This window comes from Nostoc sp. UHCC 0302, assembly GCF_038096175.1.
Classification (GTDB): domain Bacteria; phylum Cyanobacteriota; class Cyanobacteriia; order Cyanobacteriales; family Nostocaceae; genus UHCC-0302.
The window spans coordinates 4,849,422-4,871,378 of the sequence record NZ_CP151099.1; the positions used below are offsets into that span (position 1 = coordinate 4,849,422).

The 21,957-nt window shown below is 42.3% G+C and carries 17 protein-coding genes and 1 tRNA gene; 5 read left to right on the forward strand and 13 right to left on the reverse strand.

Annotated elements, in window-relative coordinates:
- Positions 1-3: 3 nt before the first annotated feature.
- From WKK05_RS20985 to WKK05_RS21005, 5 genes are all read right to left on the reverse strand, one after another.
- Positions 4-126, reverse strand: coding sequence for a hypothetical protein (locus WKK05_RS20985; RefSeq protein ID WP_341525025.1), 123 nt, complete (start codon positions 124-126; stop codon positions 4-6).
- Between the two features lie 68 nt (positions 127-194).
- Positions 195-5,309, reverse strand: a complete 5,115-nt coding sequence (locus WKK05_RS20990) for a hypothetical protein (RefSeq protein ID WP_341525026.1) — start codon at positions 5,307-5,309, stop codon at positions 195-197.
- Positions 5,279-6,616 carry a P-loop NTPase fold protein gene (locus WKK05_RS20995; RefSeq protein WP_341525027.1) on the reverse strand — a complete coding sequence of 446 codons (1,338 nt, stop codon included), beginning with the start codon at positions 6,614-6,616 and terminating at the stop codon, positions 5,279-5,281. Before WKK05_RS20995 ends, WKK05_RS20990 begins: the two co-directional genes overlap by 31 nt.
- A gap of 331 nt (positions 6,617-6,947) precedes the next feature.
- Positions 6,948-7,805 (reverse strand): SDR family NAD(P)-dependent oxidoreductase, encoded by an 858-nt coding sequence (locus tag WKK05_RS21000; RefSeq protein ID WP_341525028.1) that lies wholly within the window; start codon positions 7,803-7,805, stop codon positions 6,948-6,950.
- A 215-nt stretch (positions 7,806-8,020) separates the two neighbouring features.
- On the reverse strand, positions 8,021-8,248 hold the full coding sequence (locus WKK05_RS21005) for a hypothetical protein (RefSeq protein WP_341525029.1): 228 nt from the start codon (positions 8,246-8,248) through the stop codon (positions 8,021-8,023).
- 314 nt (positions 8,249-8,562) lie between these two features.
- Between WKK05_RS21005 and tatC the strand changes: the two genes are divergently transcribed.
- Together tatC and WKK05_RS21015 are read left to right on the forward strand one after the other, a co-directional pair.
- A complete protein-coding gene (gene tatC / locus WKK05_RS21010; protein ID WP_341525030.1) occupies positions 8,563-9,357 on the forward strand; it encodes a twin-arginine translocase subunit TatC in 795 nt (264 codons plus the stop codon).
- A 25-nt stretch (positions 9,358-9,382) separates the two neighbouring features.
- Positions 9,383-9,718, forward strand: coding sequence for a tRNA-binding protein (locus WKK05_RS21015; protein ID WP_341525031.1), 336 nt, complete (start codon positions 9,383-9,385; stop codon positions 9,716-9,718).
- Between the two features lie 86 nt (positions 9,719-9,804).
- Here the strand turns inward: WKK05_RS21015 and WKK05_RS21020 are convergent, their stop codons facing one another.
- The 3 genes from WKK05_RS21020 to WKK05_RS21030 all read right to left on the reverse strand — a co-directional run bounded on the left by WKK05_RS21020 (position 9,805) and on the right by WKK05_RS21030 (position 13,568).
- On the reverse strand, positions 9,805-10,500 hold the full coding sequence (locus WKK05_RS21020) for a Crp/Fnr family transcriptional regulator (RefSeq protein WP_341525032.1): 696 nt from the start codon (positions 10,498-10,500) through the stop codon (positions 9,805-9,807).
- 291 nt (positions 10,501-10,791) lie between these two features.
- Positions 10,792-12,189, reverse strand: a complete 1,398-nt coding sequence (locus tag WKK05_RS21025; protein ID WP_341525033.1) for an amidase — start codon at positions 12,187-12,189, stop codon at positions 10,792-10,794.
- 785 nt (positions 12,190-12,974) lie between these two features.
- Complete coding sequence (locus tag WKK05_RS21030) at positions 12,975-13,568, reverse strand: MarC family protein (RefSeq protein ID WP_341525034.1); 594 nt, start codon at positions 13,566-13,568, stop codon at positions 12,975-12,977.
- A gap of 140 nt (positions 13,569-13,708) precedes the next feature.
- Here WKK05_RS21030 and WKK05_RS21035 point away from each other — a divergent pair, with 140 nt between their 5' ends.
- Both WKK05_RS21035 and WKK05_RS21040 read left to right on the forward strand, forming a co-directional pair.
- The gene (locus WKK05_RS21035; RefSeq protein ID WP_341525035.1) at positions 13,709-13,867 is read left to right on the forward strand and encodes a hypothetical protein; all 159 of its coding nucleotides are present in this window, start codon (positions 13,709-13,711) and stop codon (positions 13,865-13,867) included.
- A gap of 295 nt (positions 13,868-14,162) precedes the next feature.
- Positions 14,163-14,975 (forward strand): carbon-nitrogen hydrolase family protein, encoded by an 813-nt coding sequence (locus WKK05_RS21040; protein WP_341525036.1) that lies wholly within the window; start codon positions 14,163-14,165, stop codon positions 14,973-14,975.
- Between the two features lie 295 nt (positions 14,976-15,270).
- Here WKK05_RS21040 and fba read toward each other — a convergent pair whose 3' ends face one another.
- The 5 genes from fba to WKK05_RS21065 form a co-directional block, all read right to left on the reverse strand.
- The gene (gene fba, locus WKK05_RS21045) at positions 15,271-16,350 is read right to left on the reverse strand and encodes a class II fructose-bisphosphate aldolase (protein WP_341525037.1); all 1,080 of its coding nucleotides are present in this window, start codon (positions 16,348-16,350) and stop codon (positions 15,271-15,273) included.
- A gap of 246 nt (positions 16,351-16,596) precedes the next feature.
- Positions 16,597-16,668: transfer RNA gene (locus WKK05_RS21050), tRNA-Lys, on the reverse strand.
- Positions 16,669-16,729: 61 nt separating this feature from the next.
- Positions 16,730-17,599 carry an aldose epimerase gene (locus WKK05_RS21055; protein ID WP_341525038.1) on the reverse strand — a complete coding sequence of 290 codons (870 nt, stop codon included), beginning with the start codon at positions 17,597-17,599 and terminating at the stop codon, positions 16,730-16,732.
- Between the two features lie 94 nt (positions 17,600-17,693).
- On the reverse strand, positions 17,694-18,728 hold the full coding sequence (pdhA, locus tag WKK05_RS21060; protein WP_341525039.1) for a pyruvate dehydrogenase (acetyl-transferring) E1 component subunit alpha: 1,035 nt from the start codon (positions 18,726-18,728) through the stop codon (positions 17,694-17,696).
- A gap of 400 nt (positions 18,729-19,128) precedes the next feature.
- Positions 19,129-19,308, reverse strand: a complete 180-nt coding sequence (locus tag WKK05_RS21065) for a hypothetical protein (protein WP_341525040.1) — start codon at positions 19,306-19,308, stop codon at positions 19,129-19,131.
- A gap of 165 nt (positions 19,309-19,473) precedes the next feature.
- Between WKK05_RS21065 and WKK05_RS21070 the strand changes: the two genes are divergently transcribed.
- Positions 19,474-21,804 (forward strand): IMS domain-containing protein, encoded by a 2,331-nt coding sequence (locus WKK05_RS21070; RefSeq protein WP_341525041.1) that lies wholly within the window; start codon positions 19,474-19,476, stop codon positions 21,802-21,804.
- Positions 21,805-21,957: the final 153 nt, after the last annotated feature.

Genomic DNA, 21,957 nt, shown 5'->3' on the forward strand with positions numbered 1-21,957 from the left:
AAATTAAAAGCGATTGTAAAAGTTTTCATGACTTACTCTTTGTAATACCAATTCAATTAATGGTTGCAACACATCCTTGGGTGAAGACGCGATGAATCGCGTCTCTACAAATGGTCTATTTGTCACATTCTTTTTTCCAATTGGTATAACTTAACAGTAGTATTTCACACTTCAAATATTGAATCTATATCTCTTCACTTAGTAGAACACAAGGAGCGATCGCTTTTTGTCACTTTCGGATTTGTCTTTAAATAATCCTGTAGTAAATTGCAACCGCGTGAAAGTAGTTTTTCCAGTTTAATATCTGCTAAATCTCGGAAAATCACTGCACCGTCACCACTACCTGCTGCAAGAGTCTTGCCATCAGGACTGAAACTAACGCTGGTTAACTCGCCTTTATCACCTTTCAAAGCAATTATTAACGTCCCTTCGCGGTTCCAAAGCTTGACTTTATCATCGCTGCTAGCTACCAAAGTTTTACCATCGGGGCTAAAACTCACACTGACGAAACTATCGCCATCCCCTGCCAGATTGTTTACTAGGCTACCGTCTCTACTCCAAAGTTTGACGGTGCTATCAATACTAACTGAGGCAATAGTTTGACTATCAGGCGACCATGCTACACCATTTACGCGACGGCTATGTCCATCTAAGGTGTACAGCAGTTTACCATCGCGGTTCCAAAGTTTCACAGTTTTGTCATCACTGGCTGAGGCTAACAGCTTACCATCTGGACTAAAACTCACCCAATTCACTGCACCATTATGACCTTTAAAGGTGTTGAGCAATTTACCATCGCGACTCCAAAGCTTGACTGTTTTATCTTTACTCGCTGAGGCAATTTGCTGACCATCAGGTGACCAAGCTACGCTCAAAACTGCATCATTATGTCCTTTGAAGGTGTTAAGCAATTGACCATCGCGACTCCAAAGTTTAACTGTTTTGTCTTTACTCGCTGAAGCAATTACCTCACCATTTGGGCTGAAACTAACGCCCCAAACTTCACCCTGATGCCCTTTAAGGATATTGAGCAGTTTACCGTCGCGAGTCCACAGTTTTACAGTTTTGTCACGACTCGCTGCTGCTATGATGCGATCGCTAGGGCTAAAGCTGATGCTAGTCACCCAATCATCATTATCAGCCGTGGGATTTCGCAGCAATACATCGTCCCAATGCCACAGTTTAATGGTTTTGTCGCGACTTGCAGAAGCCAGGGTGCGACTGTCAGCGCTGAATGTCACGCTATTCACCCAATTATTATGTCCCCTTAAGGTTCCTAGCAGCACACCCGCAGGACTCCAGAGTTTGAGCGTTGCGTCGGTACTGGCTGAGGCGATGGTATTTCCATCTGGGCTGAAACTAACGCTGGTAACTCCAGCACTGTGCCCTGCTAAGGTTTTGAGTAATTGACCTTCCCGACTCCACAGCTTGATTGTTTTATCCAAGCTTGCGGAAGCAATGATTTGACCATCAGGCGACCAAGCTACACTTTTCACCGCATCATTATGCCCCTGCAAAGTTTTGAGTAATTTTCCTTCTCGATTCCACAATTTCACAGTTTGGTCAGTACTTGCTGATGCAATGGTTTGACCATCAGGCGACCAAGTTACACCCAAAACTGCATTACTATGACCAGCTAAGGTTTTGAGCAATTTTCCTTCGCGATTCCAAAGCTTGACTGTCTTGTCGGTACTTGCAGAAGCAATGATTTGACCATCAGGCGACCAAGCTACACTGTTCACGACAGCCTGATGTCCGGGTAAGGTGGCGAGTAATTCGCCCTCACGACTCCACAGTTTCACCGTTTTATCTTGGCTAGCGGAAGCAATAATTTGAGCATCAGGGCTGAAACTGACGCTGTTAACGACATCTGTATGACTTGATAAGGTTTTGACTAAAGTACCATCAAGCCGCCACAGCTTAATTGTACTATCAGCACTGGCTGAAGCAATCAAAGAGCGATCGCTGCTGAATGTCACACTATTCACTCCTGACAAATGCCCGTCCAAGCGGTTATACTCTCTTACCGCGTAAGCTGCTTGGTATAACGCCGTCTTTACCTGTTCTCTTGTATTAGAATCTACCCAGACTGTTTGTTGTAGTTTTCTACCACCTCTTAAAGCTTCCTTTAAAGCATCGATACCTTTCTGTGAGGCAAAGAGGGCTTCGCTGGATGCACTCAGGGTTTTAATTTCGCTATCTACCGCTGTAACTATAGAAACACTTAACCCCAATATTGCCAAAATAGAAGCTGTCAGAGCGATTTTTAAAGAACGATTTAATCGAGTTTCACTAAGCCTTTGTTTTTTCTGGCTTTCTACTAATTGAGTTGTTAACTCTTTCTCTTTGAGTTCTGCTCGTAATTGCTCAATTTCTAACTGACTCAGTTCTTCGCGCTTACGGAGTTCTCTTAATTCTGTTAATAAGTCTAATCCCTGTTGAGGATGAGTCTCTACAAGTTTACCTTGCTGCTTTTTTTGTGTTAGTTCGCTCTTAAGTCGCTCAATTTCAAATTGACTTTGTTCTACTTTGTAGCGTAGCTGGTTAAGTTGTGCCTGTAAACTCGATTCTTGTTGTTGCAAGTAGCGAATTAAGTCTACTAAATAATCATGAATCAGTTGATAGCGTTCAGGAACATCGGGAAACAAAATCACTAACCCGGAGCGGACTAAAATATCTAATACTAATTCTAATTTGGCAGCATCTTCTAATTCTGCTAATTGTGCTGTTAACTCAGCACGAGTTTTAAAAGGTCGTTGATTGCTTTCATCTGTTAATAGATATAAGACGAGTAAAGCTGCTCGTTCATTTTCTGGGCCACAGTCTCTGATGAGTTCTTTAATATATCGCTCAATAAGTTTATTCGGTCGATATCGTTGATATTCTTCTAATTTGGTAATTCGCTCATCTTGTAGTTGCGCTCCCACAACTTGCAATTCAATTGGGCGGACTTCTCCTAGTTCTGCTGATAAATCTTCAACTAAAGCATCAATTAAAGTTGGTTCTAAATGCAAGTGCGATCGCTCTGTTAAATTTTGGATAATTGCCTTAGCATATTCTGGTGAAAAATTATTTAGTTGATAACGAATATTTTTGTCCAGAATATTATTATTAATTGCCTCTAATGCCGAAAGATTTTTAAACTCTAATAACCGATGTAAATAATCTTCTCGTAATGAGAGAACAACTTTCACAAACGATATTTTAAGGCAGTCACTAATAAATTTATCAAATTCTTGTTTTTGTTTGCGATCGCTATAACCAAAGAAAAACTCTTCAAACTGATCAAAAATCAATACTGTAATCAAATGAGCATCAGCATTTTCCCGTAATTGTTGTAAAATCTCCGCGATAGTCATCACTGTATCAGAATTAGGCAAATCTTCCGCTGCAATAGCTGTTTCACCTTTAATTTGAGACATTGCCTCACTTAAAGATTTTCCTAAAGCCTGCACCCAATCTGTATAAAATAGCAGCACCACAGGCACAGCAATTTGATCACCTATAGCGCGATTTTGCAAGGCTGGAACTAAACCCGCCGTGACAGTAGAACTCTTCCCTACACCTGACTGACCATGAATCACGGTCAGCTTTTGGTCAGCGCGGCTAATTCTGCCAATTAAGTTGTTAATATCTCGTTCCCGGCCAGAAGCAGCAATTTCTAAAGCAACGCTGTTACTTCCAGCAGCAGAGATCAATGCTGGATTTGTAGCGTGTCTTTGGGGTTGTAAGCGCCCTGCACCAATGAAAGCCCGAAAACCATATTGCTGCTCAACAGAACGCCGTTTTTGTCTAATATAATAGGCTTCTAGATAACGACCTTCTTCAAAATAGAGCGATCGCAATTTTCGCAATAGTCGAATATAACGATATGCATCATATTGAGGTGCGCTATTTTCTAAAGCTGATGGCAGTTCTTTTGCAGCTTTTTCTAAATATTCACGGGCTATTTCTGGCTGACCTAACTTTCGCTGAGCTTTCGCTAAAACTAAATAATAAATTTGCCCCAATAATAACGGAAATAAACAGTTATACGGCTCATTATGCTTTTGTGCCTCAGCTAATTTCAACAGTGATATGTGTGCTAAAATACTCGCCTGTCCCCATCTGGACTGCTGCACAGCAACTTGAGCGAGATAACCATAATCACAAGCAAGTTGAATTTGACTGCCATAAGTTTGATGCAATTCCAAAGAGTTTTGAGCAACAATTCGCAATTCTTCCCACTCTTCGAGGTGTTGCACAACTTCAGCGAGTTGACCAATAAACTTAGCAACTATATCTAACCGCCGAGCCTCTTGTAAAACATTGAAACATTGTTGAAAATAAGATTTAGCTAGAGACCAATGCTGACGATTTTCTGTTTGATTCTGCTCTGCTAAACGGTGATAACATAGCCCAATATAGAATAGCAAAATTCCCTGCCTCAGAAGAAAAGCAGAGGGTGGGCAAGAGGGATAGGGGGATAAAGAAGAATTATCCCACTCAAAAACTCCCCCCCTCTCCCACTCCCCCCCTCTCCCCCTCTCCCCCTCTTCCCCTTGCTGCCAAAACTGCAAGCTTTGCTGAAAATGGGTTAACGCTAGATTAATTCGGTCATTAACATAATTATCTAAACCAAAAATAAATTCCAAGCTAGCGTGTAATTCTGGCTCTAAGCTAACGCCACGATTTTGCAATTCTCTGATAGCAAAGTGGAGTTCACAACTATGTTTCCAGACTTGCTCTAGAGTTGAATAATGTTCAACAAATTTAGATTCATTATGTGGTGTAGCATCAGTTTGCAACACCGTAGCAAACAAAGAATCAGTTTCCTGTTGCAGAAATTGCTGCAACTCTGGAGTAGTCATTTCAAACCGAATCGGTGTCGCCGCCCAACTAGCAAAATCTGGTGCTAAACGTACCACTTTTTGCAACAACTCATCATTCACCCAAAAAATCATGGGAAATGAGTGGCGTTTCGGAAATTCATCACGAATGTGATTGATTGACCTCAATAAATCATCAATGCCATCAACTGATTCAATACCCGAAATCATCAGTGCCGATGGCTGCTGCTCTGCAAACTGGAAATGGATAGTTGTGTAAAGACTTCTGATATTGTGAGACAGGACTATCTTTTGAATCTGCAACTCTCCTGAAGAAAGTTCTTCAAGTTGTTGCAAGATTCGCTCTTGTAAAACTCTATAATTACAGCACACCAAAACTACGGAAAACTGGCCGCTAGAAAGAGCGATCGCTCTTCCTAAACTTCGCAAAGCCCGTTCGTTAGCTGCTATTACATCTGCTTGTTGGTCTCGTTCAACCATGATTTAAATTTTTGCGTCTCTGCTAACACCGGGTTGACAGCATACCAAGCTCCTCGATGATCGCGGTATTCAAATACAAATAAACTTCGTAATAAAGTATGGTATTCGATATCACCGCCGACTCTTTGCTGTTGCATCACCTGAAAAATTAATTCCCACTCATGAGGGTCAATGGCGTTAGCGCGGTAATCCCGTTGTCTTTGAATCACCAACTCCATACAATCCCGGTCAAAGGGTGGATCTTGTTCTCGCAAACAGTCAAACAGCAACCCCAGTAAATCGCGCACATGACCACCACTAATCAAGCACAACCGATCTAAAGTTTCTAAACTATCAAATACTTCTGTAATCAAGTTTAAGCGATCGCTACTTAAAACGTCTGGGAAGGCTCTCGCTAACACCATTTGTCGCATCATCGCTAACCCCTGGATGAAAATATCCCCGGAACGCAGACGCACAGGTATCATTGGCAACACTTTCGGCGCGACACCACCACCCAAGCGATGTTGCAGTTCGGCGCTATTGTTGGAGAAAGTCAAAGCTAGGGGAATAGTGTAGACAACATGACAATTGAGTTTGCGTAACTGTTCGCCCCTTTCAATAAATAAGTATTCTGGCAGCGATCGCCCAGATGGTAAAGGGCGAATCGCAACCCGATCTAGGTTATCAACAATTACCACTAGTCCTTGTTTGGCTCTACTTTTAAGTTCGGTGTTAGCACGCTCAAGCAGTTCTTGATTAATTGACTGTAAAATATTCGCTGTTCGCGGTTCTAAGTAGTCTCTTAATCGCCGCCGCAACTGGGGACTTTCTTTAGTCTTAGCTGTAATTTTGGCGATTCCAACAGACAATTCTGCTTCTACTCCAAGGTCAATTGGCGTTTGTAGAAAATCGATAATTTCACTAAACAACTTCGTGAAGTAGCGGGGTTTGAGGCGAATTTTCATCGCTTCTAGGCTTTCACTTACCTGACCTGCGATCGCCAATAAAATATCAGTCACATCCACATCTGCCATTTCGAGGATATGGGTGGACTCAAAGTAAACTACATGAAATTTCTGTTCTTCTAACTCAGCTTTGAGCCGCAACAACTCCGTTGATTTTCCACAACCAAGATGTCCTGTAAATAATTGACAGGTAGGCGCATCTGGCGATATCCGAGTGATTGTGCGCTGCAAAGCCTCAATAATTTTGCCACCCCGCACCGCAGCAAAATCGATATAGTATCGGCGATCGCGCAGATTTCCTATCATTAGAGGTCTGCTCGGATTGCAAGCCTGATAGAATCTTTCTAAATCTAGGAGCATAACTAATCGAATTCACTTAGGAGTAGGGAAGATGAAATCTGTTGAATAAATTATTGTCTAAGAATTTCTACTTTAATTTCAGTCCAACTTATTCAAATTACTAACTAAGCTAACAATATTATGAATAATTTTTCAAATTTACATTTTGTATGCAAAAATGCATTCCTAACTAATTCGTAATTCGTAATGGGCTACGCCCCGCTACGCTAACGTAATTCGTAATTAAGATATACAGAGAAAGGCTTAGTACGGGTGGTTTTTAATAAGAGTCAGGAGGCACTATTTATTCTCTCCTCTGCCCCCATGTCCCCTACCCAATGCCCTTTGCTATCTACAAACCCATCGAATATGAAATTATCCGGTCATACAATTTGTCAGGCAACAGGCGCTTAAGCATTGCTGCAAGTTTGGCATCTTGTCCAATCAGATAGCGCGTCTTTGGATGTTTTGCAGTTAGGGCATGAACCACAGCCTGGGCTACAATCTCCGCAGGAATTCCCTTAGATGCAATGATTCCAGTACTTTTACGTACAGCATTCATTGCCTCACCATAGAGATGTTGCGCTGATGGGGAAAGATTTTCTCGTGCCATGTCCGCTTGAGCAAAAGACTTTTCCCAGATTGGGGTAGCGATCGCCCCAGGTTCGATAATTGAAACGGAGATTCCCCAAGGTCGTAACTCCATCCGCATTACATCGGTAAGTGCCTCCAGAGCATATTTTGAAGCATTGTAGGCTCCCAAGAACGGCGCAGCACTTCTACCACTAATGGAACCCATATTGACAATTCGACCCCGACCTTGGCGTAATAGCCCAAGAAATGCCTGTGTCACTGCTAATTGCCCAGTGACATTGATCTGCATCTGTCGTTCAAATTCGGCGATGGGTAACAACTCTAACGGCCCTGGGACGGCAACCCCGGCGTTATTTACCAAACCTGAGATCCCAGCGTTACCGACTGTATTTGTTACCGTCTCAACAGCCGCTGCGATCGCCTCAGCGTCAGTAACATCTAAAAAAATAGGAATCAGCCTTTGTGATCCTTTCTGTATAAGTTTTTCAGCATCAGCATCTTTACGCACACCCGCAAAGACAAAGAATCCCAACTGATCTAACAGCAAAGCACACGCCTCACCAATTCCTGTTGATGCTCCGGTAATTACAACTGTACGTTGATTTTCTGCAACCATTAACTTTCTCCGCATACGACAAGCTCATTTTGACTTCTGGGTAGATGCGGATTAGCTTCTCCTAAAGCGAGACTAGCTCAAGGTAAGCAGTATCTATATACAAAATACAAAGTACTTCGTGAAAGAGATATAGGAGAAATAACTGCTAATAACTCATGTACAGACGCGACGTTCCCAACTCCTGTAGAGACGCGATTAATCGCGTCTCTACCCCATCAATCCTTGCAGATGCCGGCACGAAGGCAATCTTCGGTTTGGTCATCTCTAGCTGATATTTCCCACGGTAACTTGCATGACTGAGCATTTGTGCTGTGAGCAATTAAAGCACTTACTACGGGAAGTTGGTTTTTGACAATTGGTAGGTCAGCACTAAAAAAGCTGAGCTTAACATTGTATAGATAAACAGGCCATGCAATCAGACCGATGCAAATTGTCCGATTCATACAAAACCTCAGCTAAAAATTTCCGATCGCGTTACATTTAGATCCATCTTGATGAACCGGATTTTAAAAACTGAGCATTGTATGTTAACAATTTTGTATTAATTTACTAAATGTTGTTTACTTAACAGACGTGATTTGTAAATTATCCGTTCCAGACTTTTTCAGGTAAGCATTGCTTATAAGATTGCTCCCTACTAACTTATGCAGATGCATCCTCAAAAAACAGGACAAAAAACCTATAGAAATCAAAAACATATCTTGGTAGCTACATTCGCCAGATAAAATAGTTAACAAATGTTGCCTACTAGTAACTCATGACGCCTTCACAAGACGTAAATACTGTAAACCCTCCCAATATCGACCAAGAAGGATTGGGCAACTTAGAAACTGATCCTCTCGACGAGTTGCCGGGTGAGGTCGAAATGTCCCTTTTCGATCACCTAGAGGAGTTGCGACAGCGGATTTTTTATTCGTTGATTGCTGTAGCAGTGGGTATTATCGGCTGTTTCACTGCTGTCAAACCGATTGTTCAGCTGCTAGAAGTCCCAGCGCAAGGAGTAAAATTCCTCCAGCTAGCGCCGGGAGAATATTTCTTTGTCTCTATTAAAGTGGCAGCCTACAGCGGTTTGGTACTTTCTAGTCCTTTTATTCTTTACCAGATTATTCAGTTCGTCGTTCCAGGACTAACTCGCCGGGAACGCCGCTTGCTGGGGCCTATAGTTTTGGGTTCGAGTGTGCTATTTGCCGGGGGATTGGTATTTGCCTACTTACTCCTTATCCCCGCAGCTTTGAAATTTTTCATTAGTTATGGAGCAGATGTAGTAGAACAACTGTGGTCAATTGATAAATATTTTGAATTTGTACTACTGTTGTTATTCAGTACTGGTTTAGCATTTCAAATTCCCGTCATTCAACTGTTACTTGGTAATTTGGGAATTGTCTCTTCTAAACAGATGCTTTCTGGTTGGCGTTATGTGATTCTGGGAGGAGTAATTTTAGGAGCTATTCTCACACCTTCTACTGATCCTCTGACTCAAAGTCTCTTAGCAGGGGCAGTTCTAGGGCTTTACTTTGGTGGTGTTGGGCTGGTTAAACTCACAGGTAAATAGTTACTTTGCTCAAATTCAAAATTAGATGTTACAAATTAGCTATGATGACTTTGAAAAAGTCGATATTCGAGTTGGCAAAGTAATTAAAGTAGAAGAATTCCCCAGAGCAAGAAAACCAGCTTATAAATTGTGGATAGACTTTGGTGATTTGGGCATCAAAAAATCTAGCGCTCAAATTACCAAACTTTACCAACCAGAGAATTTAGTCAATAGATTAATATTAGCTGTTACCAACTTTCCACCCCGTCAAATAGCTGATTTTATCTCAGAAGTTTTAGTTTTGGGTGTTGTTTTAGATGATGGAGAAGTTGCGTTAATTCAGCCAGATAGAAATGTACCGTTGGGTAAAAGGATTTTATAGGTAGATAATAGACTTGTCTGGGAAATAGGGCATTTAAAATAGGTGGCTGCAAAACTTATCATTTTTGTCTAGGTTTAATAGAACTGCTAGATTTCTCCAGAAGCGATCGCATCTAATTTATTTTCATCAAGAATTATAATTTTCCCACCTCGACTGTAAGCAATTACTGAGTTGAGGCTTTTAATTAAACGCACGCATTCTTCATAAGTAATGCCGATACTCCGCGCTATCCGATAATAAGATAATTTGACTTTTAAACACTCACCTTCCGGACTTGATTCAGTACCTGATTCCATAGCGAAATATTGAATTAATCTCGCAAGGCGAACAATAGCTCTTTCAGAAACTAATCCGTGGACTGTTTCATGAAGTAGCTGAATCCGAGTGTTAAAAACCATCAACATCCGTAAGGCAATTTCAGGATTCTGCCCAATAGCTTTTAATAAAGCATCTCGCTCTACAGTGAGAATTTCACAATCAGATTCAGCAGTTACTGTTGCCGGAGAAATTCCATTTCCTAATAAAGCTGGTGCAGCAAAAATTTCTCCAGCAGCTAGGGCGCGAAGAATTGTTTCTTTTCCGGTGGTTGCTATTTTAGTAACTTGAATTGAGCCACTGACAACAGCATATAGTTTTGCTGGTAAGCGATCGCCCTCATGTAAAATGATTTCTCCTTTGGTATAGCGTTGCACCTTGGTGTGAGGTTGCAAATTTATCTTGTCTACTGTTTCTAAACTCGCAAACACGATAATTTGTGAGAGTTGTTCCAAGGATGCCTGCATAATATTAATTCGTAATTCGTAATTCGTAATTCGTAATTTGTATAGCACTGGACAGGAAACTTAGTACAGTATTTCATTAATTCGTAGCGAAGAGACTGAAATAGCTTTGCGCCCCTTTGCGCTTAACTCTGCGCTCCTTTGCGTTTCAATAGAATAGACTTGTCCTAACAAAAATGGCTACAGCTATAATTCGTAATTTGTAATTCGTAATTAAAAGTAGAGACGTTGCAATGCAACGTCTCTACAATGGTCTATCTGTCGTATTCTTTTTTCAAAATTGTATAACTAGTATTATGTGGCAAACACTGGACGATGCTGAATCCAAGGTTTTGCCGCTTCTATTTGGGCTGCAAGACTAATTAGGGTAGCTTCAGCCGCAGGTTTACCAACTAACTGCACACTAATGGGTAAACCATTACTATCAAAACCTACAGGAAGTGCGATCGCTGGTTGTCCAGTCGCATTAGCTGCCGGACAAGGTGCAACCCAACGAATAATATTTTCAAATGCTTCTTCTGAACTCAAAGCAGCCCATTCCGCAACTCGGATGGGTGAATGCAGATAAACTGGCAATACCAACACATCTACAGTATCGAAAAACGCTACAATTTGCCGTGCCACTATCTGCATTTGCGAAACTGCCCTGAGATACTCAGCAACAGAACCTGTTCGGGCAAACAGCCAACGATTCATCGGCTGCAATACCTCAACAGGAATTCCCGATGCAGCTACCCCAGCTTGCCACACGACTTGGAAGGGTTCAATTAATCCACTGAAATCGGGAGATTTTTGTTCAACTTGATGACCGAGTTGTTCTAATAACTCTACTGTTTGCCGGACACCTTGCTGACAGTTGGCGTCAGCTTCCCCTAAAGGAGGGACACTAGTGGCAAAGGCAATTCGCAAACTACCAAGTTTTGCCTGTGTGGCGGCGAGAAATGGTACTTCTGGATCGGGTAACCAGTAAGGATCACCTGTGACATAGCCTGATATTGTATCTAATAGGGCAGCCGCATCAGCAACTGTACGAGCAATCGGCCCATTGCTAGCAATTCCTGCGAGGCGATCGCCTACGGGTGCTTTACTGATTCTGCCTCGTGATGGTTTGATTCCCACCAAACCACAGCAAGCCGCAGGCCCCCGAATCGAACCGCCACCATCAGAACCTTGAGCGATCGCAGATAATCCCGCTGCTACTGATGATGCTGCGCCACCACTAGAACCGCCAGGAGTGTATTCCAAATTCCAGGGATTTCTAGCTGGGGTAAATCCTGTAGGTTCAGTGTAAGGAAGAGAACCTATTTCCGAGGTTGCAGTTTTACCGAGAATAATAAATCCAGCTTGTCTAATCTTTGCTACTACCCCATCATCATTGTCGGGAATATTGTTTAGTAATATCGGATTTCCATAAGTGCAAGGCACGCCTGCCACAGGATTAAGGTCTTTAATAGAAATCGGTACACCAAAAAATGGCGGTAATTCTGAAGTAGTTGTGAGTATTTCTGTTTTAGCTTTGGCATCTGCGATCGCTAAATCTGCCATCACCGTAAAATAACTTCCCAATTGCGGATTCAACTGCTCAATCCGTTCTAAATATATGTCCACTAACTCTAGCGGCGACACTTCCCGGCGGCGGATTAATTCCGCCAACTCTAACGCTGGGGTAAAAGCTAAATCAATTTTATTCATAAATTAGTTAATGGGTAGTTGTATCTTCCTCTACAGCTTTGTGATTGAAATTGTTACTTTAGCAGGATGTTGGTAAACTACAAATTTACAGCTTCTTTGATTTGTCAATTAATCTGGATACTCAAATTTAAAAGGCACACTTGAGCTTTTTACTCTAGCGATCGCCCCGTTGCCTAGACATTTTAATTGTTTACGATAAACTTTTGACAAATCCCTTAGAGATATTTATGCCTGGATTATAAACGCTCATGAATTAACTGCATAGTTAATATTAACAATGCTAATAAACATATCTTATTTGTTTTTTTATTAGGCTTTACCTTAAAATAGCTAAATAATAATCAAAAATTAATTATATTTAACGATAATAATTTTCTCAATTTTAACAAAATAGAATTCAGAAGTCAGAAGCCAGAATGGGCTGCGCCCCGCTACGTTAACAGAATATAATTCGTGCGACACTTCGACTGGCGGTAGTTGAGCGCAGTCGAAACTCAGTGCATCGCTGGCGAATGAATAGATGGGTTTAAATCCCCCACTTATTGATTCTGTCTCCTGAATTCTGACTTCTGGATTCTTTTTTAAAGTGATTTATAAATTATTACAGCTTGGCAAAAAGAATAATTCTATTGATAATTTATAATGGACAAAAATATTTGAATAAATTCAAGCTAAGTTTTGGCAAAATTATTTTTTATCTAATATCAATTGCCATCACTTCGTACAGCGTCTCCGATAGGAAAAGTTATGAACTTAGCTCATAACTTCTCTTCTTGAGCCTTTTCTTACTGCAAAAATAACTCCCGAATCCCCGTACTCCCAATTTCCACCGCTAGCGCCGCCAATATAAAACCTAAAAGCTGAGTAATAATCACTTCACCTTCTGTACCAATCCAGTTTTGGATAAAGTTTGCCAAACGCAAAATCAACCAAGTAACAAACATAGCTGCCACAATACCCAGCGCCACCCCAAGATGCGGACTTTGTGATTTCGACATCAACAACATCACTGTTGTCAGCGTACCTGGGCCTGCCAGTAAGGGCAAAGCTAGCGGCGTAATTGCAACATCGCGTCCTTCTTCAATAATCGGCGTATCTAACTCTCCTCGTAGCATTTGTAAAGCAATTAACAGCAACAACAATCCTCCAGCTACTCGCAAAGACCCGATGCTGATTTCTAAATAAGTCAAAATTAATTGACCTGCAAAAGCAAACAGCAAAAGAACAAAGATCGCGATAATAACCGCTTTATCTATAACTTGATTTCTTTGGTCTGGCATCATGCCCTTAGTCAAAACCAAAACAACTGGTATGTTGCCCACAGCATCTGCAAGGACAAACACAGCAACAAATGTTTGAATGAGAATCGAGACATCCACAATAGATAGCTTTTATCAAGGTTTGTTAACAACGTAATCTTAATGCTGCTGAAGTTACTAGAACCTAGAGGAAGATTAGTACAGGTATCAGATTCAGCACGGGCTAAACGCCCCGCTTCCGCTAACAGCAGTTAAAAGCGATGCCCTTAGTTTCGACTACTTCGGCTACCTCGACTTCGCTCGGCACAAGTGCGCGGAAATCGAGCGAAGTCGAGATTCAACTACCGCCTGTCGTACTCCTTTGGGGAAGCAAGCTACGCGTTGGCGGAGCCTCTCGCAGAGAAGCGTCCCGCTCTTAAGGGTCAGAATTTATAAACAGTCTAGTATCATTGGTATATTCATTCATCAAATATTCTTTTAATTTTTCAACTATTCTGGCTCCTGTACAGACGCGTAGACCCTCGAAGAGCGGCTTCTCGTAAGAGTATAATCGCGTCTCTACTCCTGACTCCTGTATTCTTCAAACGGGCAAAGAAACAAGCAGCTTAAAGAAAAGCAAAGCTAACGTGTTTCGTATTAAGCCCCATAGATGTTGAAGTAGCGATATATTTTGATAATCTATCTCCCATAAATCAACTGTTCGTTGTTGAATCTATGAAGTCTTATTTAGCCGCCGCTATTCAATTAACAAGTGTGCCTGATCTAGAAAAAAATCTAGCACAGGCAGAAGAATTAATAGAGCTTGCCGCACGTCAAGGTGTTGAATTGGTAGGGTTGCCAGAAAACTTTTCCTTTATGGGAGAAGAAAAAGACAAACTCGCCCAAGCCGATGTCATTGCTCGTGAAAGTGAAAAATTCCTCAAAAGAATGGCTCAGCGCTTTCAAGTTACCATCTTGGGCGGCAGCTTTCCAGTTCCTGTAGGCAACACGGGCAAGGTTTATAACACTACCATACTCATCGACCCCAGCGGTCAAGAACTTTCCCGTTACTACAAAGTACACCTATTTGATGTTAATGTTCCCGACGGCAACACCTATCGTGAATCTAGTACTGTTGAGCCAGGGAACCAACTACCCCCTGTGCATTTCTCAGACAAATTAGGTAATCTAGGACTTTCTATTTGCTATGATGTCCGCTTCCCTGAATTGTACCGACATTTGGCATATAAGGGAGCTGATGTTTTATTTGTTCCCGCTGCCTTCACCGCCTTCACTGGTAAAGACCACTGGCAAGTGCTATTACAAGCAAGAGCCATTGAAAATACCACCTATGTGATTGCGCCTGCCCAAACTGGCAACAACTACGGGCGTCGCCAAACCCACGGACACGCTGTGATTATCGACCCTTGGGGTGCAATTTTAGCCGATGCCGGAGAAAAGCCGGGAATTGCGATCGCAGAAATTAACCCCTCGCGCCTTGAACAAGTCCGCCGTCAAATGCCTTCCTTACAGCATCGGGTATTTTAGGGATTGGGGACTGGGGACTGGGGACTGGGGACTGGGGACTGGGGACTGGGGAAGAATAACTTATAATTAATGCCCAATCCCCAATGCCCGTAAATAAAACAAAAAACCGGGCAACATTTACGTTCCCGGTTTATTTATTTCAATTTAATTTTCTAGAAGCATATAAGTACTTTGCCTCTATTTATAAATCAAAGAAATGGGGGATTAAGAATTAGGAAGATTGTAATAATATAGTCCGCTCCTTCTAGGGGACTATCTTACCCAGTCCCCAGTTCCTAATACCTAGTCCCTTTTATTAAACTTTAGCTGTTGCTTTGGTAACAGCGTTGAGTTCGCCCTTAGCATACTTAGCAGCAAAATCTTCCAGAGAAATCTGCTTAATCTTGCTAGCGTTGCCAGCTGTGCCAAATTGCTGATAGCGTTCAGCACAAACCTTCTGCATATATGCAATGGAAGGCTTGAGGAAGTGACGGGGGTCAAACTCCTCTGGTTTTTTAGCCAAAGCTTCACGTACCGCAGCAGTAATTGCCAAACGGTTATCGGTGTCAATATTTACTTTACGTACACCGCTCTTAATACCTTTCTGGATTTCTTCTACAGGTACACCGTAGGTTTCAGGAATTGCACCACCATACTGGTTAATCAGTGCAAGCAAATCTTCAGGTACAGAAGAAGAACCGTGCATTACCAAGTGGGTGTTAGGCAGACGGCGGTGAATTTCTTCAATGCGGCTGATTGCCAAAATTTCGCCAGTCGGCTTGCGGGTAAACTTGTAAGCACCGTGGCTTGTGCCAATGGCAACAGCCAAAGCATCTACTTGGGTTGCTTCTACGAATTCAACAGCTTCATCGGGGTCGGTTAGCAGTTGTGAGTGGTCGAGTGTACCCTCAAAACCGTGACCATCTTCAGCTTCACCAGCACCAGTTTCTAGGGAACCCAAACAACCGAGTTCGCCTTCAACGCTGACACCCAAAGCATGAGCTACATTCACCACTTCGCGGGTTACATTGACGTTGTACTCGAAGCTAGCAGGGGTCTTAGCATCAGCTTCTAAAGAACCATCCATCATCACGCTGGTGAAGTTGTTCTTAATTGCTGAGTAGCAAGTAGAAGGCGCATTACCATGATCTTGGTGCATGACAATGGGAATGTGAGGATAGGTTTCTACTGCTGCCAAAATCAGGTGGCGGAGAAAGTTTTCTCCTGCATAATTACGAGCGCCACGAGAAGCTTGCAAAATTACGGGGCTATCTGTCTCTACAGCAGCCTTCAGGATCGCCTGAATCTGCTCCAAATTATTAACGTTGAAAGCTGGGATGCCGTAACCGTTTTCAGCTGCGTGATCCAACAGCAGCCGCAGTGGTACAAGCGCCATAGATAGTCCTCCTAATGTGGTTGTCAGCTAGTCGGTGTGAGAGAAGCGTAATAATTACGCTAAATCTTAAGAGTTTTTTCAACTTATAGGAAATTATAACTAGTGTACTGTGCTTATGTTGAAAAACTTTACGCCCTTTAAGGCTGATTATAGGGTAACGGTGACTCCCGATTGTTAACTTTAAACAAACAGTTTCCTGGGTTTTGTTACTCAAGATTCAGGACTCATTACTCTAGACTATAAAAATGGGTCGCCCGGGATTCGAACCCGGAACTAATCGGTTAAAAGCCGAGTACTCTACCGTTGAGTTAGCGACCCTTTTTTTGCATTTCGCAACTTTGCTATATTAGCACAGATGTCTGTAGATTTGTAAAGGGGTTTAGAAAAAATCTGCTCTGAACCTGACAGATGTCGAGAAACTAGCTTCTGGTTCTAACACAGTGAGGTTTTCACCAGTGTTTAGAGAGTTACGGGGAGCGCTCCACGGTTCTAAACAGTAAAAGTCTTTGCCTTTCAATGTCCAAAACACCAGCTTGGAATAGATATCGTCGTAATCCAAGGTTAATCTTAGCTTACGAGTATTATCTGTCACTCTGGTAGATTGACTGGTGAGTTGCCCGAAAGCAAAATCAATTTCATCGCGGTTCAAGTCAAAAGTTCCGTTAAAAGGATGAATTTCCTTAGTTATTTGGTCTTGGTACTGTTGGGAAGGAATTTCAAATTCTAATCCCGTTTTATCAACTGTCAGAAAGTAAGGATGGAAACCAGTAGAAAATGGCATTGGTGTGGATGAAAGATTTTTATACTGCTGCCGAATTTCTAAGGTATTGCCTTGGAGTTTGTAGGTAAAAGCCAGTTGAAAATTAAAAGGATAAACTGCTCGTGTTTGCTCACTGCTATTGAGGACAAGAGTGAGGCTAACCCGTTCTTCGGTTACTTGGTTAGTTACCACCCAGGGCAAGTCACGGGCAAAACCGTGTTGCTTGAGGGTATATTGTTTGCCGTTATGAGTGTAAGTATTTTCTGGTAAATTTCCGCAGATGGGAAACAAAATTGGAATCCCACCCCTAACGCTCAAGTCAGGATTAGCAAAGCGTTCAGCATCCAAGTAGAGAATATCTTGCCCCTGGACGCGCCAACGGGTAATGATGCCGCCACGTTCTGGGACAACTTCCAGTTGGGAGTTAGCAGTTTCGTCAGAAAGAATGTAAGTTTTGTACTGTTGCTGTTGAAGTGCAATGGTAAACACAAATTTAGTCCTGAGTCTAGGGATAGTTAGGAGTTAGGAGTTGTGAGTTAAGAGTTAAAAATTCCTAACTCTTAATTCCTAACTCCTAACTCTGTTATTCGTCTTCTGCAAACACGAAGCGATATAACTCGCTGGGGTCTGGTTCAGGGCTGCTTTCTGCGAACTTGACCGCTTCGTCAATCACATCCTGAATTTTACGCTCAATGCCTTTGAGTTCTGCCTCATCCGCTAAGTTTTGCTCAATTAGATAAGCTGCCAACTTCTTAATGGGGTCACGGGCAAACCAGAATTCTTTTTCAGCTTTGCTACGCATTTCATCTGGGTCTGCCAGGGAATGACCCCGGAAGCGGTAGGTAAGTGCTTCGATTAATGTTGGGCCTTCACCTGCACGAGCGCGGGCTACAGCTTCTTGTGCTACAGCTCGCACTGCCAGCACGTCCATTCCATCTACTTCCACGCCCACCATGTTGAATACACTGGCTTTTTTGTAAATCTCTGGTTGGGACGTAGCGCGATCGTGAGCCATACCAATTGCCCACTTATTGTTTTCTACCACAAAAAGAATTGGCAGCTTCCATAACGCTGCCATATTCAGTGTCTCGAAAAATTGTCCGTTATTAGCAGCACCATCACCAAAAAAGCAAGCTGTCACTTGGTCAGCGCTTTGATCTTTTAGCACTTCCCGGCGATATTTGCTTTGAAAAGCTGCTCCAGCTGCTACAGGAATTCCCTCAGCAACAAAAGCATAGCCACCTAACAAGCGATGTTTGGCAGAAAACATATGCATGGAACCACCACGCCCTCTACTGCAACCTGTGGCTTTACCAAACAACTCTGCCATTACTTCTTTTGCTGGTACGCCCGCACTCAAAGCATGAACGTGGTCGCGGTAGGTGCTACTCACGAAATCTTCACCGGGTCGCATTGCCTGGATGACACCAGTAGAAACGGCTTCTTGACCATTGTACAGATGGACAAAACCAAACATTTTGCCTCTGTAGTACATTTCAGCGCATTTATCTTCAAAAAAGCGCCCTAACACCATGTCTTCATACAACCGCAACCCTTCTTCCTTGGTAATTTGGGCAGTGGCAGTATTAAATGTTGGTAATGTGCGTTCTTGAACCATTATTTTTGAGTATCCCTGCTGTACAACTTAAAAGTTACGGTCTTAAATAAGTTGGTCTTATCACACTTGGTCTTTTCAGTAGCTGGCTTTTGCAATAGTCAACACCAAGTTTATTTATGCACCAAAAAGCATCGTAGGGAATATTTCACTAGTTCTGAGTTCGAAGTGTAAAGTCCTGAGTGTTGTCCTTTTCATTCAGAACTCGGCACTGTTTAGTACTCCCCTCTATAAGCTAACAATCAGGATAAATTGCTTTCTGCATATCCATTAACAATTTTCAGAGAATAGACGCAAAAATATAGTATACCTGGCTAGATAATTGTAATTAAAATCTAACCATGATATGATTTTCTTCTCCCGTCTTGTTAACCAGGGTCAAAACTCGGCAGTGGTATTTTACTTACCGCGCACCGCAGTGCTGAAAAGAGAATCGATAACGTAGATTTCCATTAAGTGCAACATCTATGCCGTTAACAAAACGGTAACGGTACTTGGTGGTATCTAGGGCTAAAAGTAGTTGTGTTAAACCAGTAATACTAAGAATTAAGACAAAAAGCTGACGCTCTGTAGGCGAAAGCAAAAAATTAATAATAAAATGTGACTCAAAATTTCGGGAAGGTGCAAAACAAGTTGTTGCAATATACACTTGTAATGTAAATTCTACACGGCATTATTATGGCACGGTTTTACATGCCTGGAAAGCTCTAGGTAAATTATGCTGATCACGGTGCAGGGGAAGTAGGCTGTGCGAATCCCACTAGATTACTACCGAATTTTAGGACTCCCGTTAGTGGCAAGTGATGAACAATTGCGACAGGCATATAGCGATCGCATTGTACAATTGCCGCGACGTGAGTATTCTCAAACAGCAATTTCTTCTCGTAAACAACTCATAGAAGAAGCTTACGTGGTTTTATCAGATCCCAAAGAACGCAGTAGCTACGATCAGCTTTATCTTTCCCACGCCTATGATCCTGATAGCGCCGCCGCTACCAAAATTGCAGTAGAAAATCGTCCAGAAATCCATAAAAGGGGTCTTGAGGCGCAAAGTCTCAGCATCGAAATTTCTCAAGACGAGTTGGTTGGTGCTTTATTGCTTCTACAAGAACTAGGAGAATACGAACTCGTCTTAAAACTGGGTCGCCCTTACCTAGTAAATAAAAACGGTGCAACAAGTCTCAGTAAAAGCAATAATCTTGTCAGCGAAGAAACCCACGAAAGTGCTGAACGTCCAGATGTTGTTCTGACTGTTGCCCTTGCTTGCTTAGAACTAGGTCGCGAGCAATGGCAGCAAGGTCACCACGAAAATGCTGCCATTTCCCTAGAAACTGGTGAGGAATTATTAATACGCGAAGGGTTATTCCCTACTGTACAGGCTGAAATTCAGGCAGACCTTTACAAATTACGACCATATCGAATTCTGGAGTTGCTAGCACTACCTCAAGAAAAAACTGCCGAACGCCGCCAAGGTCTGAAATTATTACAAAATATCTTAGATGATCGTGGTGGAATTGATGGCAATGGCAATGATGAATCTGGTTTAAGCGTAGATGATTTTCTGCGGTTTATTCAACAGTTACGTAACTATCTGACAGTCGCAGAACAGCATAAGTTATTTGAAGCAGAAAGCAAACGTCCCTCTGCTGTCGCCACCTACTTGGCTGTCTATGCCTTGATAGCAAGGGGATTTGCCCAACGTCAACCTGCTTTAATTCGTCAAGCAAGGCAAATGTTAATGCGTTTGGGCAAGCGCCAAGACGTGCATCTAGAACAATCGCTATGTGCGCTACTTTTAGGGCAGACTGAAGAAGCTACCCGTGTTTTAGAACTCAGTCAAGAGTACGAAGCTTTAGCTTTTATTCGAGAAAAATCACGAGAGTCTCCAGACTTGCTACCGGGGCTATGTCTGTATGGAGAACAGTGGTTGCAACACGAAGTATTTCCGCATTTTCGCGATTTGGCAAACCAGCAAGCTTCCTTAAAAGATTACTTTGCCAATCAACAAGTGCAAGCATATCTAGAAGCCCTGCCAACTGATGCAGAAACAACTAATGAATGGGCTGTAATTAACCGCCAGCCTTTTGGGTTTGGGCAGCCGCAGATAAATAAGCCAAGTTCCCGCAGCAATTCCACTGGGGTTCCAGGGCAATTCCATCAGGGTGGAATACCTGATAGAGAGTTGCGAGAAACGCCGATAAGAGAAAACTTGGAGTATTTAAACTTCTCGCCACCGACATCAAATACATCCAAAAGCGCAAAATTTGAAGTACCGTCGGTACACTTTCCCACTGCTGAACGCATGGGGAGAGGTGCTAACCAGAACATGAATGGTGCGGCTAAAACTGCTGCACCTAACCGTAACCAAAGGCGAAGGAAGCGAAAGCCTTCTACTCAAGCAACCAGCCGAGAACGCATACCTGATAATCATCGTCGTTCTCCTCGGCGGCGGCGAACTTTTGCTAACACTCTAGAAGGGAAAACACGCCTGGTATGGAGGGTGTTTATTTCTTTAGTCGCTATTTTAGTTTTTTGGGTATTGGTCACAGCAACTTTTGGATGGCTAAAAAATTTGTTTTTCCCTAAACCAGCTACAAATGGTTCACAGTTGTTTATACAACTCAATCAACCACCAATACAGATACCTGACCAAACCAGCAAATTGCAATCGTTAGAGGGGCCTCTGACAGAGGCAAAAGCAGAGGAAGTTATCCAGCTTTGGCTATCTACTAAAGCAGCAGCTTTCGGCCCCACTCATGAAATTGATAGTTTGAAGCAGATTTTAACTGGTTCAGCCTTATCTCAATGGCGGTTAGTTACCCAGCAAGATGTAGTAGACAATCGCTACCGTAAATATAACCATAGTCTGAAAGTGGATTCTGTAAATAGCACTGAGTTCAATCTTAATCGCGCTACGGTGGAAGCTACAGTCAAGGAAGTTACGCAGTTTTATGAAAATGGTCAGTTTAGAAATTCTTCTAACGAAAATTTGCGAGTTCGGTATGATTTGATTCGACAAGACAGTGAGTGGCGTATCCAGGGTATGTCAGTTATCAATAAGATTAGTATGAATTTTTGAGATTAAATACAGGCATTAGACTGTCCGAAAATTAGAAAAGAAGTGGATTTTTCATTATGCACAATCTTGAGTTTTCTTGGTGTCTTAGTATCTTAGTGGTTAATCGCATTTATTTTTGAACCACAAAGACACTAAGTATAAACGCTAAGGAAT